Annotated in this window: 11 protein-coding genes; 6 read left to right on the top strand and 5 right to left on the bottom strand. The window is 47.5% G+C overall.

Translation table 11 applies throughout. The features are described 5' to 3' along the window. Positions 1 to 53: 53 nt before the first annotated feature. Positions 54 to 485 carry a TnsD family Tn7-like transposition protein gene (locus QN395_RS17255; RefSeq protein WP_323492538.1) on the bottom strand — a complete coding sequence of 144 codons (432 nt, stop codon included), beginning with the start codon at positions 483 to 485 and terminating at the stop codon, positions 54 to 56. A 9-nt stretch (positions 486 to 494) separates the two neighbouring features. Here QN395_RS17255 and QN395_RS21665 point away from each other — a divergent pair, with 9 nt between their 5' ends. Continuing rightward, on the top strand, positions 495 to 839 hold the full coding sequence (locus QN395_RS21665; protein WP_416352062.1) for a helix-turn-helix transcriptional regulator: 345 nt from the start codon (positions 495 to 497) through the stop codon (positions 837 to 839). A 195-nt stretch (positions 840 to 1,034) separates the two neighbouring features. Here the strand turns inward: QN395_RS21665 and QN395_RS17250 are convergent, their stop codons facing one another. Next, positions 1,035 to 2,390, bottom strand: coding sequence for an ATP-binding protein (locus QN395_RS17250; protein WP_323492521.1), 1,356 nt, complete (start codon positions 2,388 to 2,390; stop codon positions 1,035 to 1,037). Next, positions 2,369 to 3,028 (bottom strand): response regulator transcription factor, encoded by a 660-nt coding sequence (locus QN395_RS17245; RefSeq protein ID WP_323492520.1) that lies wholly within the window; start codon positions 3,026 to 3,028, stop codon positions 2,369 to 2,371. The genes QN395_RS17250 and QN395_RS17245 overlap by 22 nt, the downstream gene beginning before the upstream one ends. 521 nt (positions 3,029 to 3,549) lie before the next feature. Between QN395_RS17245 and QN395_RS17240 the strand changes: the two genes are divergently transcribed. From QN395_RS17240 to QN395_RS17230, 3 genes are read left to right on the top strand one after another with little or no spacing between them, the layout of a single operon-like run. Then, positions 3,550 to 4,692 (top strand): TolC family protein, encoded by a 1,143-nt coding sequence (locus tag QN395_RS17240; protein WP_323493114.1) that lies wholly within the window; start codon positions 3,550 to 3,552, stop codon positions 4,690 to 4,692. A gap of 19 nt (positions 4,693 to 4,711) precedes the next feature. After that, on the top strand, positions 4,712 to 5,749 hold the full coding sequence (locus QN395_RS17235) for a hypothetical protein (RefSeq protein WP_323492518.1): 1,038 nt from the start codon (positions 4,712 to 4,714) through the stop codon (positions 5,747 to 5,749). Between the two features lie 21 nt (positions 5,750 to 5,770). Next, on the top strand, positions 5,771 to 8,851 hold the full coding sequence (locus QN395_RS17230; protein ID WP_323492517.1) for an efflux RND transporter permease subunit: 3,081 nt from the start codon (positions 5,771 to 5,773) through the stop codon (positions 8,849 to 8,851). Positions 8,852 to 9,077: 226 nt separating this feature from the next. Here the strand turns inward: QN395_RS17230 and QN395_RS17225 are convergent, their stop codons facing one another. Continuing rightward, positions 9,078 to 10,121 (bottom strand): DMT family transporter, encoded by a 1,044-nt coding sequence (locus QN395_RS17225; protein WP_323492516.1) that lies wholly within the window; start codon positions 10,119 to 10,121, stop codon positions 9,078 to 9,080. A gap of 903 nt (positions 10,122 to 11,024) precedes the next feature. After that, on the bottom strand, positions 11,025 to 11,780 hold the full coding sequence (locus tag QN395_RS17220) for a hypothetical protein (RefSeq protein WP_323492515.1): 756 nt from the start codon (positions 11,778 to 11,780) through the stop codon (positions 11,025 to 11,027). Positions 11,781 to 12,247: 467 nt separating this feature from the next. On the opposite strand from QN395_RS17220, the gene QN395_RS17215 reads away from it, so the two are divergent. Next, positions 12,248 to 13,141, top strand: a complete 894-nt coding sequence (locus QN395_RS17215; RefSeq protein ID WP_323492514.1) for a hypothetical protein — start codon at positions 12,248 to 12,250, stop codon at positions 13,139 to 13,141. 490 nt (positions 13,142 to 13,631) lie between these two features. Beyond that, complete coding sequence (locus QN395_RS17210) at positions 13,632 to 15,143, top strand: Fic family protein (protein WP_323492513.1); 1,512 nt, start codon at positions 13,632 to 13,634, stop codon at positions 15,141 to 15,143. Positions 15,144 to 15,608: the final 465 nt, after the last annotated feature.

Genomic DNA, 15,608 nt, shown 5'->3' with positions numbered 1-15,608 from the left:
ACTTGCGTAGAATACCCTCTAATTTTTAGTCGTTTCGGCCCGAACTGTTTTAATTAGAATAGACCGTCATCGAAATTAGCTTTCTTGGATACTCCTAAAGTGACAAATTCTATTGATCTTCTTGTTAGAGGCAATCTATTAAGTGACTGCAATTTTGCCTTCAGCTCAGGTAATTTCTGGTAAATCTCCCACAAATTTAATTTACGAGATCCATTTAGACCATAAATAGCTAATGCAATGCGTTGTACTTCGTTAGCCAGAAACTGATCACGTTTGTCCCAGTCGACTGACGAATTATTTCCACATATTGCAGAGACTTGATTTGAAGTTCTCTCTCTAAGCCAATCTCTATCATTTCGATACAGCCATGCATAGATAGCTGGTGCCAATGCACGGATGGTTTTCACACCGTTATTTGGATTTCCATTAAGTAAGGCGCCCCACTCGGCGCGATTTTTAATTAACCGATTTGTGTGTTGAGCCAGCTGCCAGAAATGATGCAGTATTTACTACATGCTGTTTCTCAGGTTCATCGTTTTGAAGAACGATATGTGGTACTGCCGGATATGAAAATGATTCGAGAGGCCTGCTGGCGCGAAGATGCACTCAATATGCGCTATACGGACAAAATGAACGTATCAACTACGCGCACTATCTGGCCGCTCGCTATTGCGTACTTCGACAATATGCTTGTTCTACTTGCATATTGTCGACTCCGGAGGTCGTTCCGTATGTTTAGGACTGAACGAATTCAGTCCATTGAATTGACTGGTGAACGTTTTTGGCCGCAGCGGGCTTCATTGTTACGTTCCTATCTCACAGAGTTAAACCGTCGCTAAATTCGGTGTCACACGATGGTAGTCAAGGGCTCTTCGTTTAGCCGAATCAAACTGTTACCGTGCATGAGAACATCTTTTTCACATGAAATACTGCGAATCGCTACATTTAATCAAAGCAGCTTCAAGGATTTTATGAAGTTCTGCTGGAACGACTAACAGCAGGAGGACAACAATTTCGCTTATGGCCGAGTTTTATCACCCTAAAGCTGCTGCTTTCTGGATATAAGTAAATCGTAACCCAGTATTTCTACCGGTCGCTATGCTTTTCAACTCGAGACTTCCGCCAAGGCGTGATGCAGCACTGCGAGCTATAGCTAATCCGAGTCCACTACCAGGATGCATATTTCCAGGAACTCGATAGAATGGGTCAAAAACACGAATCAGTTCTTGCTCAGTAATTCCCGTACCGTTATCTTCCACCTCAAAGAAAATTTCACCTTCTCGCTGATAGAGTCGAACATCAACTTTACCCCCCATTGGGGTGTACACAATAGCGTTTTCTAACGCATTGCGAGCTATCACCCGAAAATCATGCTCGCTCCCATGAAAGGAAGCGTTCTCACATAATTCGACTCCCAAATCGATGTTCTTTGAGTTACTCAGTGAAAATAACTCTTCAACAGATTCGGTCACAACTGCCCTAGGGTCAACAAGAACGGGATACGCTACGACAACTTTATTCAACTTCGCTAATGTCAGTAACTGTTCAACCAATTTCCCCATTCTTATTAAACTTGCCCCAAGAGGCGCGAGCCGCGACGCGAGTTGCGGAGGTATAGAGTCAACACTCATCGCGTTTTCCAGCTGCAAAGTCATCGCTGTTACTGGAGAACGGAGCTCGTGCGCAGCATCTGCGACTAGTTGACTCTGTTGGCTAAGAGAGGTCTGAATACGCGCAAGCAGCTTGTTTGTTGAAGTTGCAAAAGGTAGGAGCTCAGCAGGTAGTTTGGAAATATCAACGAGCGTGAAATCAGTATCCCCTTTCTTGTCTAGTTCAGTTGATACTTCTTGAATTTTTTTTAATAAAAATTGTATCAGTAGCGCCGCGAGAAATATAAGTATGGGAATAAGTACAAGCAGCGGTAGCAATGTTCGCAAAGCACTGTCGCGCGCAAGCTCATCTCTAGCGGATGTTCGCTGCGCTACGGCTAGGCCATATTCAGTGTTGAGATGCCGGACATAGATACGCCACGATTCACCATTTGATTCGATAGAGTGATACCCATCCGACAAACCTCCAGGGAGGGTCAAGGACAGTTCCGGTGTTGAAATGATAGTCGGTACTTTGGCGATTTTGATAACCCAGATGCGCATTTCAGTTTCATCATCCTGCCAAGGAGGAGAAGCAGGAGAAAGGATTTGTTCATCACCAAGTTTTACTAACCGAGCAATTTCTCTAAGCTCGTCATCTTGCAAATCGCGTGCTTCGCCAAAAGAAAGCCAGAAAGATGAGAGTGCTGCGATGATTCCAACTAGAAGAATCGTACCGCAAATTGATGCCGACAACGTCCACAAAAGTGAGCGACTCATTAGTCTTTTTGAATCAACCATCCCATGCCCCTTATGTTTCTGATGACACTACTATCGAGCTTTTTCCGTATGCTATGAATCAAAAATTCAATTGCGTTACTTTCTACTTCCTCGTTCCAGCCGTACAGTCTTTCCTCTAATTGACTACGCGAAAGCACTATACCGGGACGCTGCAGAAATTCGGCCAATAGCGAAAATTCGCGTGTAGAAAGCTTTCGTTGTGTACCTTGGTACCATACTTCGCAAGTGGCTGGGTCTAGGCTGAGTTCACCGCATGTCAGAATAGAGGGACTAATCGTGGTCTGGCGACGTATAAGCGCTCTTACACGAGCTAAAAGTTCCCCTGTGTGAAATGGTTTAACAAGATAGTCATCCGCACCTAAATCCAAGCCCACGATACGGTCTTCAAACGCCTCTCTCGCTGTAATAATGAGGATGGGAGTCACATTGTTCCGCTCTCGCAACTGACGAAGCACTTCCAGTCCATCCAGAATGGGAAGACCTAAATCAAGCAAAATAAGCGAATAACGCTCAATGCTGGCAGCCACAACTGCCTGGTGACCATCCCTTACCCAATCGACCGCATAACTTGCATCGCGCAGACTTTGGCATAGCGCCTCACCAATGAACGGGTCATCTTCAACTAGTAGTGTTCTCATTTTTTGACTCTTAATCGCATAAACAGCTACTAGCTTAGCTTGCCCGTAAATACTTAGCATTCGCATAGCACTAGTATCGAGGATATTTGCATCACTGGAATCGTAGCCTGTTCATGCTAAGTGTTTGCTAAGTCTCGTTACCTATCCTCGCTTCGAATCATACCTTCAGCATGAGTTCGAAGGTTTCCTTACTTCATCAAGACCTCATCAAGGCTCGTTACGTGCTCCCTCTACATAAACGAATCATTAAGCGCATAGTTTTACTAAGACAAAAACTATTAGCGTTGAGAGCGGCTCAACGTCTTGGCGCTGCTATATTTATCACCACGGTGAATGGATGTGCCACAGAAAAATTCGATAATCGTCCTATCGCCATTAGTAAAATCTCCAATAATTTGCTGACTAAGTCTCTGACCACAGACGACCTGCGAGCTTGCACAACGAAACATTCCCCTAAGGACTCGGTCGATTGGCCACCATCCGAGTGGAGTTTGAATTCAATGACAATAGCAGCATTTTGTATGAATATTGATATTCAAGCCGCTCGTCTCAAACTTGACATTGCCATAGCTACAGTAACTACCGCAGCCCAAAGGCCCAATCCGGTTGTACAGTTACCTTTACAGAAAACACTGAACCCAAGCACTGGTCAAAGCCCTTGGTCGTTAGGTCTCGCTTTGGACTTCCCCATTGAGACTGCGGGAAAGCGAGATTTACGAATGTTAGTCGCCAATGATAATGTTGCGGCGGCTCAATTAAATATTTCTAGGGTATCTTGGGCAGTCAGGAGCCAACTGCGATTGCTACTATTAAGTTTGTGGTTTAGCGAGGAACGAACAAAGCTCTTACAAAAACAAGTTGAGATTGAGGAAAGACTTGAACTGCTGATAGAGCATCGTTCAGCAGTCGGCTATGCCTCTACATTGGAGGTCAGTCAACAACGGCACGCGCTAGTGCAGGCAAGAAAAAATATAGCGGGGAATCTGCAGGATGTAGATTCAGTCAAAATAAAAATCGCATCGCTTGTTGGAGTTCGCACATCCGCTTTCGGGCTAACACCTTTTAATGTGCGAGAGTTTGGGAATCCTCGCGCGATACCCCCTGATGAGAAGACTCGATTGAGCGTTTTACAAAACCGTGCCGATGTTCTCTCGAGTCTCGTCGACTACGAAAGTAGTCAAAGCGCATTGCAACTCGAAGTGGCTAAACAATACCCCGACCTCCACTTAGGGCCCGGTTATACACTAGACCAAGGTTCACGAAAAATCGGTTTGACGTTTTCTGGCTTAGAACTACCTCTATTCAATCAGAATCAAGGGGCTATTGCTGAGGCAAGAGGACGCCGTCTTGAAGCTGAGTCGAAGGTGAAGAAAATTGTAGAAACAGCCTTTTTAGAAACTGACCTAGCGACGAAAGCTTATGACGCTAGCATTATCGCTTTCAACTATGCTCAAACGCAGTATAGCTTCGCCGGTCGAAGACTGGCAGCCGCTCATGCCTCGTTATTTTCTGGCGAGGATGACCAAATTTCCGTTCTTTCCGCAGAGAAGAGCAAAGTCGATAGTGAGTTAAATCTGCTAGATGCAATCCTCCAAATACAGCACGCAATCGGACAAATTGAGGATGCAATGCAGCATCCTCTACATGAGCCAATTCCTCAATGATGTCCTACCAAGGCGACGAATGACCATGCAAAGAAAAACAATTATTAAAGTAGCTTTGCTGCTCTCTCCAACGATTATTACGTTATTACTTTTATCCGCCTATTGGCTCAGCAAGGGGGAGCTTCAAAGTGAAGCAGAACGTGAAACACCAGTACGTAGCCTCGTTAGCACTGAGGTGGAAGACGGCGTCACCGTTCTAACGGTCGATTTGAAATCTCAAGAGCATAGCGGTATACGGGCAGAGAAATTGGCTTTAGCGCCCGGAGTAGGAGCCGGGGTCTACGGCATAGTTCAAGACGTGCAGGCATTAGTCGAACTCTCTGGACGTTGTGCCTCGGCTGGCGCTGACAGACGAGCGGCACAAGCCGAACTCTATACACTTCATGCCGAGTTCCTGCGCCTTCAGAAATTAAACGCGGATGGGAACAATGTCTCGCTGAAAGCAGTTGAGGCAGCACAATCAGCTGAAACTTCCGCACAAGCGAAAGTAATATTAGCGCAAGCAACATTGGATTCCTCTACCGCTTTGCTTCACCAGCAGTACGGTAATAAATTAGGAGAAATAGCCATCCGTTCTGGCGCTACAGGACTGGCGCCGTTTGTCCAGGGACGGGAAACCCTACTCCGAATGACATTAGGAAACCAAGGTGTTTCGGCACCCGTTTCTCTGTTGATAGACCTTGAAAACCACCCGGTTATTGCCCAATTAGTTTCATCGCTCCCCCAAGTTGATGCGGTTACACAAACACAAGCCTACCTTTACCGTACAGCAGAACGGTTACCCAGTGGGTTGCGAGTAACTGGACGTTTGCCAGGAGGGAAAAAAGACGGCGTCATAGTTCCAGCGTCCGCGGTTGTGTGGTACGGCGGCCAGCCGTGGGTCTATAAAAAAATTGACGTCACTCATTTTGAGCGGATAGCACTAATGGACGCTATTCCTTCAGGGGAGGGATATTTTGTCATGGAGAACTTTGGCGTCAGCGAATTGGTGGTAACGAGAGGCGCGCAGTTGCTGTTGTCTGAAGAAGGCCGCTCACTGTTGAGTAGCAAAGAATAACGAAGAATACGCCGACAACCCATGTTGATATCAATTATTGAACTTTCCGTACGACTTCGAGGCATCGTATTTGCGCTCGCCTTCCTTTTACTCGGCTATGGCATTTTTGCCCTTAACCAAAGTAGGCTAGATGTATTTCCTGAATTTACGCCTCCGCTCGTAACGATACAAACAGAAGCACCAGGTCTATCTTCCGAACAGGTAGAGCAACTGGTAACTCAGAAGATTGAGAACGTGTTAGGAGGCGCTGCTGGCCTCGAGTCCATGCGCTCACAGTCAATTCAAGGAGTGTCAGTAATAACGCTTATTTTCAATGAGCGCACTGATGTTCATCATGTTCGTCAGATGGTCGCAGAACAGCTGTCCGGTCTCAATGCGGAACTTCCAGCAGGAGTAACCGTACCGAAAATGACGCCTCTGAGTTCGTCATCCAATGTTGTATTAGGAATCGGACTCACATCAAAAAGCCGCTCTCAAATGGAATTGCGCACGTTCGTAGAGGTATTTCTCAAGCCTAAGCTATTGGGCAGCAAAGGTGTGTCAGACATTGGCATATTCGGTGGTGACATTAAACAGTTCCAAGTTCAAGTTGACCCAAAAAAATTAGTAAAATTTGGTCTTGCTATTCAAGATGTGGTGTCCGCTGCACAGCGAGCAACCGGTGTGCGTGGTGCAGGGGTAATAGAAACACCAAATCAACGAATTGTACTAACTACTGTAGGGCAGTCGACTAGCGCGGTCCAATTGGGGCAAGTCGTTCTTCAACAAAAAAACGGTTCTATATTAACGCTCGCTGATATTGGTAGAGTAGTCGCTGGTATGGAGGTTCCTGTAAGCGGTGCCAACATACAAGGCAAGCCAGGCGTCATCGTCATGATTAGCAATCAATATGGTGCCGATATCGTTTCTGTCACTAAGTCGGTAGAAGCTACTCTTGCCGAACTCCGTCCGGAATTAGAAAAAAGTGGTATTGAATTACATGGTGATTTATTTCGGCCCGCTAACTTTATCAAAGCCTCTACCGACCATTTGCGTGCAGCTCTTTTGGTTGGTGCCGCCCTTGTAGTGTTAGTTCTATTCCTTTTCCTTTTTAATATTCGAGCGGCGATTATTTCAGTAACGGCAATCCCACTCTCACTTCTGGCAGGGATTGTAGTGTTGCACCACTTTGATGTCCCGCTCAACACTATGACGCTTGGCGGACTGGCCATTGGTCTGGGTGAAGTTGTGGATGACGCCGTTATTGACGTTGAGAATATCGACCGTCGACTCCGAGAAAACCGAATACTAGGCTATCCCAAGTCCGCTATCCAAGTAGTTATCGACGCTTCAACGGAAGTTCGTAGCGCGGTGATATATGCCACATTTATCGTGGCCGCCATCTTCCTTCCTGTTCTATCACTTTCCGGTGTGGCGGGTAAATTGTTTGCTCCGCTCGGAATCGCCTACATTCTGGCCATTATGTCGTCTCTTCTAATTGCCCTCACCCTTACTCCAGCGTTGAGTTTTACATTATTGGCTGGTCGAACCGGAAACAAAAAGGAACCTCGCTTTTACGTCTGGTTGATTAAAAAATATACACGCATACTAGGGATGGTAGAGGCCCATTGGCTTTGGGCCTTATTAGTATTTTTCGGCACGCTACTTGCAACGATGGCGACTTTACCGTTTTTTAGCACCGCGTATTTACCTGAGCTTCGGGAGGGTCACTTCGTCGTACATATGCAGGCTACTCCAGGAACATCACTTCAAGAGTCAATGCGAATTGGTCAACGGGTGAGTCAAGACTTGCTAGAAGTTCATTCAGTTCGCGCGGTCGCACAACGTGTCGGCAGAACGGCTCGAGGAGTCGATGTGTATGGGCCACAGTACAGCGAATTCGAGGTTGACCTCAAGCCGGGACTGGACGGAGAGTCGCAAGAGCAAGCAATGGCGGCTATTCGAAATAGGCTATCAAAATTTCCTGGAATGTTGTTCACTGTCCAAACCTTTCTCACGGAGCGAGTTCAAGAAACAATTTCAGGTTATACCGCTCCTGTCGTTATCAATATTTTTGGTCCTAACCTGGATATCCTTGATAATCTGGCTGGGCAAATTGCGGCGTCTCTTAACGGAATTCCTAGCGCTTTTGGGGTTGCGATACAAGCACCCGCAGCATTACCGCAGATTTCGATTCGACTTCGACATGACCAGCTCACTCGATGGGGATTTTTACCGGTTGATGTGATGGAAGCGGTTCAAGCGGCGTATCAAGGAGTGCAGGTATCCCAAGTTTATGAAGGCACCTCAACAGTTAATGTTAATTTGATGCTAGCTCCGGAAGCGAGACAAAATCCAATGCAAATTGGAGAATTACCATTGCGAAGTACCGACGGTACGCTAGTTCCACTCAGTGAACTAGCAGATATCATGCAAGTCGAGGGACGTTATCTAGTGTTGCATAATTTAGGTCAGCGCTTACAAACAGTCACTTCGCAGGTCAAAGGACAGTCGGTAAGCGAGTTTGTAGATATCGCAAAAAAGAAAGTTAGCGACAGTGTGAAATTCCCGAAGGATTACTACTATGTTTTTGCAGGAGAGGCACAAGCACAGGCTCAAGCCCAACGTGACCTATTAATTCACTTTGCGGTTGCGTTTGTTTTAATTTGTGTTCTTATTTATTTGGCTTTGCGTGATTCCAGAGCGACCATTCTTGTCATGAGCAATTTGCCATTCGCGCTGGTTGGCGGGGTACTCACAGTATTCGCTACTGGAGGATTGCTGTCGCTTGGGTCAATGGTCGGATTCGTTACTCTACTCGGTATCACACTTCGAAACTCGATTATGCTAGTTTCTCACTACCAACATCTGGTACAAGAAGAGCGACTACCGTGGAATTTGCAAACGGCCACTTTAGGTGCAACACAACGGCTCGCACCAATTCTAATGACTGCACTAGTTACAGGAATCGGTTTATTACCCCTTGCATTATTAAGTGGTGAACCTGGCAATGAGATTGAAGGCCCTATGGCAATCGTCATTTTAGGCGGATTGATTACCTCAACTACGCTGAACTTGCTTATCCTGCCTGCACTAGCACTTCGCTTTGGAAGGTTTAGATAAGGTCTGTCTATTAAACGACCTTATGGGCGAACGTGGAGGGCGCCAGAGAATGTAATAGAAAGCAAACATCGCCTTTACTAGCCTTTAATTTTTAAAAAAACCGCTCGTCAACTGAGGGAAATCAACTGAATTTCCGATGAAAGTCTTAGCATATTCACCAACCTAAATCTGAGGCATTTTTTTTCGAGGCGCGCTTGCCCTCTATGCCCTATTTTTGAAAGTCTACCTAGTGGGAATGCTGATGATGAGAATCCGGAAAATGCGAGTGCGTATGCTCAATTCTTGAATGTCTGTGTGGGTGACGATGTGTCGCTTCCTTACTGACTGCAAAGTCATGCCGATGTTGATGATGCTCGTCATGTGTATGTTCATGCTCATGTTCTAATTCTTCATGAATATGATGATGTTCGTGCGTTTCAGAAAGATGTAACCAGATACCCAGAGCCATCAAAAGTCCGGCGACGACCAAGGGGACTGTAATAGGCTCGCCCAAAATCAGCGCCAATAGAGCGCCGAAAAAAGGAGCGACGGCGAAATAGGCTCCGGTTCGAGCAGTCCCTAATTGGCGAAGCGCAACGACGAATAAGGCAAGGCTTACGCCATAGGCGAGAAATCCCAGCATCATTGAGCTAAGGAAAAGCAGTGGCGATGGAAAATGCGCACCTGCTAGCAAAGCAAGACAAAGGTTGGTACATCCAGAAACAAGCCCTTTTACAGAGGCCACCCATGAAGCGTCATTGAGTGACACCTTCCGGGTTAAGTTATTGTCGATAGCCCAAGCAAAACAAGCACCTAAAATTGCCAAGGAGGGCCATAGTGCCGAAAAGTCTGCCTTTCCTGGCCAACTGAGAATGATAGCGCCCAAGACAATGGCCAGCATACCAAGGGCAATCTTTTGGTCAAAATTTTCTTTAAATACGAACCACGCGAGAAGCGCCGTGAAGACTCCCTCGGCATTGAGCAATAGCGACGCCCCGGATGCTGGCATTGCCGTCAAACCAGTCATCAGTAATACAGGCGCAATGATGCCCCCAAAAATAATGGCGCCTCCAAACCAGAACCATTCTTCGCGAGATAAACTCACTTTATCCGCTTTGATAATCCTTCGATAAAGTGCAAGGCCGATTCCAGAACCTAGATAAAACAAACCAGCCAACATCCATGGCGAAACATTGACGAGAATCGTTTTTGCCAGCGGGGTCGCGGCTCCAAATAGGATAGCCGCTAGGAGCGCGGCTTTAATTCCACTTGAAGTTGAATGGGATGACATAAGTAGTCGTTGGAACGAATCTTTTAAAAACTCATTGTACCCGGCGCAATTTGCTAAGGCTCAATAAATACCGTCAAACTATCTTAGCTTACAGAATATAGGGAAATACAATGTAAAAAACCCGTTATAAAACGCCGAAGTTGCTTCTCAGTACGTTCTAAAAAAACGGTCTTTCGGTATTTTTTTGATTATTTAAATTTGTACCGAAACCCATTACAAATCAATAGCTTATGCAACTACACTAAGCCAATTAATTGTAAAAAATTAAGTTTTAAAAGTTTTAAAATTTCTGCTTGAAACTAGAATGTTAGACATGCTCTTCAGAGCACATATTATGTGCTCGTACTCGCAAGAACACCGGATGAAAAGTCTGTAACGACCGGCATGCAATCTAAACCTTTTCGCAGATAACCGGCTTTCCGACACGCACCGAGAAGACTTGGTCTTTATGAGCCGTCAATTTAGTATTTCACCTTCAAACTAAACATCTGCATGGTCTGGTGCAAGCAGCACGCGCCGCTCTCAGACTTTACCCTGGCAGCATGAAAAGGTATCGTTTACATATCAAAGCAATCAAGCTTACTTCGAACAATCAGCGGACTTTTATATCTAGCGAGGTCACCGCGTGGAATGACCAAGAAATAAAAATACTATCTGTCCGCTGGGAAGAAAAGTGACGTTAGATAATGTCCACCAGTGGTAAATAGCGTAAAGCGTTCCTAGTTCAGTTACTTTGATAATGTTATCTAGCACGGAGCTACAGCTAATCCTAGTCTTCTAACCTGGTGAGTATTTTAAGAAACCCGACAAACCAAGCAAAAAGCACCAATAAGTTCTTGCTTGCCAATTCAATGCTCAATGTATCGGTAGGAGGCAATTTGAGTTAACGTGTTCCTACTAAGCTTAGCGTTCCGCAAAGCCAGCAGCTGCCAACAACACCTCAGTATCTCGCCCCTTACGCAACGCCTCAAGCGGAGTCTCTCTTAGCAATGTTGATTTCGATGTGAAGAAATGATGCTTTGAATGCGCAGGGAGTGACCTAAGTACCTTTGATACTCTCTCAAGGCTTCTCCTATCTAGTGTTGGGTCTGCGAAGTAAGCTGGGTAATAGTTTGCACCAGACGGACCTATGATGGCAAATAGTCTCTTCGCCTTAACTGCTCCACTGATAGCTTGTCGCTGCACATGTAGTGCGCTCTGCAATTGACCTGAGCTAATGAACTCCTGACTTGCAATGAGCGCCAAGGTATTGCCCGCAGTGTTTTGTTCAGCCAAAGCGATTGCTTTGTTACCCTGCCGAATGGATTCCGGCGTCGATATCGCCATATGACCGCGGCCTTTGGCTGCATCCATAACATTTTTGAACAGGACATCTTCGCTCTGCGCACGCGCCAGTTCAGATAACGCGGCATTATCCTCAACGGGAACGAGTCGGTCGATGTTGCGGGCCATTTGCCACAAGATATCTCGCATCTTTGATACGTCCGCATCCCTACCTTGCTTTCGCAGTTCTCTTACGAACTTATTAATCACAACGGCTATATTGTCGTTAGACGAATCCCTGTCAACCTTTGAGAACATCTCACTCAACTTACCGAAAAGCTCAGAGCTCGATTGACCATAGCCACGGGGTGGTTTTCGTTTGATAATTGTGGCCATAGAGCCCTCCTAGTCTACAGACATAGTTTAGTCAAGCATGTCTTGTATGTCAAGAAAGTCTGCTGGATATGGAAACAGATTTGTATAACACGGCATTGCTTTTAGAAAATCAAAGCTATGTTCGCTGATGACCAGGTGCCGTCAAATACCGTCAATGCGATTAATATCCTAAGCAAGCATTGCAAGCGTGCTCTGTGAACCGAGCTTGCCCAACAGCGAGATATCGAAAAACACTCCACGGTGGGTGAGCAAGTTAGTCACCTGGCCATGGAATTCGTTTAGCACTCGATTCTGGCAGGCAAAATGGTACTCTAGTCAGAATCCCTGCCCTTATTCTGACTCAAGGTTTGATGGGCGGTTAATCTTTTGCAGAAGGCTCTAGTTCAGTAAGCATGCAATCAACCCCATCAAAAAATTCTAATAACTCACGCCGGCCGTCAGATTACTTAGATGTGCTTCGAGACGGAATGCTCGCATTGAATGCCGTAGGCCACGATGGCTTCGAAGGGCTCATTGCTGAGGTTCTAACCCATGCTTGCGGTAGCCAATTTAGACTGGCTTCGAGCGGCTCACAGGGTGGCCGGGATGGCGACGACGGGAGCGTGTATTTCGAGACCAAACGATACGGTAGTGACCTAAAAAGGCATACCGTTTCGGACAAGTTATTGGAGCTAAGTGTTCGGGGTGTCGAACATATCGACCTCTTTGTGCTCGCTACCACTTGTGGAGTGAGTGCACAGCATACTGAGTTCTACAGGAAGGCCTGTGAGGATATAGGCATCGAGTTTTTGCTGTTGGATTGGGACGAATCTAACTTAAGTACGCCCACATTGGCAGTGCTACTGTCGTTAGCTGCCGAAGTTGCTCAGCGCTTTTTTGCAGAAAATCTTCCCGATACCGCTCAAGAAATAGCGGTTGCGCTTTCTGAATTGGAGTCCAAGGTAGACAGCCGGCTACCGGCGAGGATGTTGTCGAGTCTAACCAGTCCTCTCGCATCTTTAAGCTTTGCACGCGAGAGTAGCGAAAAATGGTTGAAGAAAATTTTCTCCAGCGTCCGAGATGCTCGAGGAAGTCTCCATCAGCCTGTAGCGCCTTTCGACAGCAACGCCGGCAACTACCGAGCGCGCCCTGCGTTGACGACCGAGCTTGCGGTAGCGCTTACTACGGCACCAGACGAAGGATTCTGGATGCTACAAGGCTGCGAAGGGGCAGGGAAGACCTGGCTTTTAGCTTCGACGTGGAATGAACTGGAGCGCCCACCGATTCTGGTTTTCATTGTTTCCGAGGAGTGTAGAGACCCTGCACGTCTGTATGACCTGGAAGGGTTCGTCGCAAATAAGCTTGCGACGCAATCAGAGTAGACGACACATGGCGATGTTCTAAAGCGCTGGCGCCGTCGGCTAAAAACATGGGAGACATCGCCCCAGGCTGAACGCGTCCGGTTGGTCGTCTACCTGGACGGTATTAATCAATCTCCGGAGGTAAATTGCCGGCAGAAGGATTTTCCGAGCGCTGACACTGGACGGCCGTATTGCCACCTCCGCTCTGCATTCGCTTGGACCTGTTGCACTACGCCTTCCCAATTTTTTCTTTCGAACTGAGGGGACGAGCAGACCCGCTCTTGCGTCGCCGTACGCGCGGTTGGCTGCGGCAAGTGAGGAGTAGCTTAAAGAGCAGAATAACGCAAAAATCCGACAGAATCATCGTACAGAGACGGTTTTTTAGACATAAGTCTTACCCGTCGCAGCCGAATAGACATAAATTCTGACAACGCCCTTTTATTTTTAATAACATTTTTTGGACAAAAAATGCTAGAATCGAACATTATTTAGACACGCAGGAGCTTTGATAGTGAAAATCAAGCACAAAACCGACATCTCGATGCCAGAGGTACTCTTCACCGGGAGTGGCGACGCAGCTGCAGACCGCCGAATCCTGCGTATGGCAGACGATGGGCAGCTGCGGAGGCTATACCAAGGTGTTTACACGAGCAATCTTGCCAGTCCTCTGGAGGCGGTTGTCACACGAAACTGGCTCAATGTTGTTGGTCATTTACTCCCCAATGGTGTTATCAGTTATAGGAGTGCATACGACGCCAAGCCTTTTGCTGGTTACCTCTACGTGACCCGTGGACAGCGGCCGCGAACCATTGAGTTGCCTGGGCTGACCATTCGGGTTCTTCCAGGCACTGGTGCTGTTGCCGGTGACGTCGCATACAAAAACATGTTCCTGGCCAGTCAAGCCCGGTGGCTGTTGGAAAACATGGCGACCGGCCGCGGGGTAAGCGAACGCGTGTTGAGTACCGAAGCCATTGAGGCCGAGCTGGACAAGATGCTGCTAATTCGCGGAGAGTATCGGTTCAATGAGCTCCGCGACAACTGCCGCGCACTCGCTGCTGTCCTTGGGCGAGACAAAGAGTTCAAGCGCCTGGAGGGTATCATTGGGGCGTTGATGGGGACGCACGAGAGTAAAAAGCTTCAAAGCAGGCAGGGGCTCGCTAGGGCGGCCGGCCGGCCCTACGACCCGGCCCGATTGGAATTGTTCGACACCCTCTTCGCCCGCTTGCGTGTGGAGGCCATGCCTGAACTGCCCGCAATAGCAGAGACCGGCATCGCGCGGGAAAACTTCGCCTTCTTCGAGGCCTACTTCTCAAACTACATTGAAGGTACGACCTTCTTGGTCAGCGAAGCCGAAGAAATCGTCTTTGAGGGCAAACTCATCCCGAACAGAACAGAAGACTCGCACGACGTTCTCGGAACGTTCCAGGCTACGATGCAGACCCCTTGGAGAGACCGGCCGCCAAGCACGGCCGACGACTTCTTGCACTGGCTTAAGAACGTCAATGCACTGGTGATGCGCTCGCGCTTAGACAAGAACCCAGGCGAATGGAAAGACCAGAACAACCAGGCCGGTTCGACTATGTTCGTCGACCATACGCTCGTCCAAGGCACGCTGCGCGAGGGATTCGCACGAATTGATGCATTGGAAGACCCGCTTGCCCGGGCTTTGATGACGATGTTCGTCATCTCCGAGGTTCACCCGTTCAAGGACGGCAATGGCCGAACCGCGCGCCTAGCCATGAACTGCGTCCTTAGCGCCGCCGGCAGGTCGCGCATCATTGTCCCAACCGTCTACCGGGAAGATTACCTGCTGCCATTGAAGGCGCTGTCAAACAATAGCGATACGACGCCGTATCTCCGTGCCATGACCCGCATTCAATCCTGGACAGCCGCATTTGATTACAGCCTGGACCGAAACCAGGTCTACGAGGCGCTGCTGCGATGCAATTCCTTTGAGGAAGACCTCAAGAATTACAGGCTGATTTTCCCCGAATCGAACACAGCACTGCCCCCAAACGGTTGAAAAGGCTGTAATGGGACAAGCTCCCAAAACAAATGCCCCCCAAGACAACTACAACTGTTTCATCTACGACGCAGTTCACAAGGTTGGCTGAAGCGCGAAAACTCCTAAGTTGAGCGTGAGCTCATCGAGGTCGAGGTGAGTTCCTATGTGCGGGAGAGTAAGCCCCACCAGCCAAAAATTCCGTACGAAATACGGATATCCTCATCGAGAATTGCGCTTAGCATCCCACACATCAGATTGAGCCCGTTAGCTCGCTAGCCGGTCAACTGACGGACGGTTGGCAAATTTACACTTTCGAACGGCATTGGGTAGCCACATTTATTGACGGTGCCCTTAACTCACCCCGAATCTCGATAACTTAGCGGAATTGACGATATTTTCCAAAACTCTGTCAAACAGCGTGCAATACTTACCAGATTAGGGGTGGAAACAGCGTCCAAAAGTTTCCACCCTAGTGTGTCACCA

It is taken from the genome of Undibacterium sp. RTI2.2 (assembly GCF_035018705.1).
GTDB lineage: Bacteria > Pseudomonadota > Gammaproteobacteria > Burkholderiales > Burkholderiaceae_D > Undibacterium.
Note: the sequence above shows the minus strand (reverse complement) of the source record. Positions and strands in the feature narration are given on the sequence as shown.

Coding starts and splice junctions, on each gene's coding strand:
- QN395_RS21665 (WP_416352062.1), top strand. CDS start 495: ATGATGCAGTATTTACTACATGCTGTTTCTCAGGTTCATCGTTTTGAA.
- QN395_RS17250 (WP_323492521.1), bottom strand. CDS start 2,390: ATGGTTGATTCAAAAAGACTAATGAGTCGCTCACTTTTGTGGACGTTG.
- QN395_RS17245 (WP_323492520.1), bottom strand. CDS start 3,028: ATGAGAACACTACTAGTTGAAGATGACCCGTTCATTGGTGAGGCGCTA.
- QN395_RS17240 (WP_323493114.1), top strand. CDS start 3,550: ATGAATATTGATATTCAAGCCGCTCGTCTCAAACTTGACATTGCCATA.
- QN395_RS17235 (WP_323492518.1), top strand. CDS start 4,712: ATGACCATGCAAAGAAAAACAATTATTAAAGTAGCTTTGCTGCTCTCT.
- QN395_RS17230 (WP_323492517.1), top strand. CDS start 5,771: ATGTTGATATCAATTATTGAACTTTCCGTACGACTTCGAGGCATCGTA.
- QN395_RS17225 (WP_323492516.1), bottom strand. CDS start 10,121: ATGTCATCCCATTCAACTTCAAGTGGAATTAAAGCCGCGCTCCTAGCG.
- QN395_RS17220 (WP_323492515.1), bottom strand. CDS start 11,780: ATGGCCACAATTATCAAACGAAAACCACCCCGTGGCTATGGTCAATCG.
- QN395_RS17215 (WP_323492514.1), top strand. CDS start 12,248: ATGCTCGCATTGAATGCCGTAGGCCACGATGGCTTCGAAGGGCTCATT.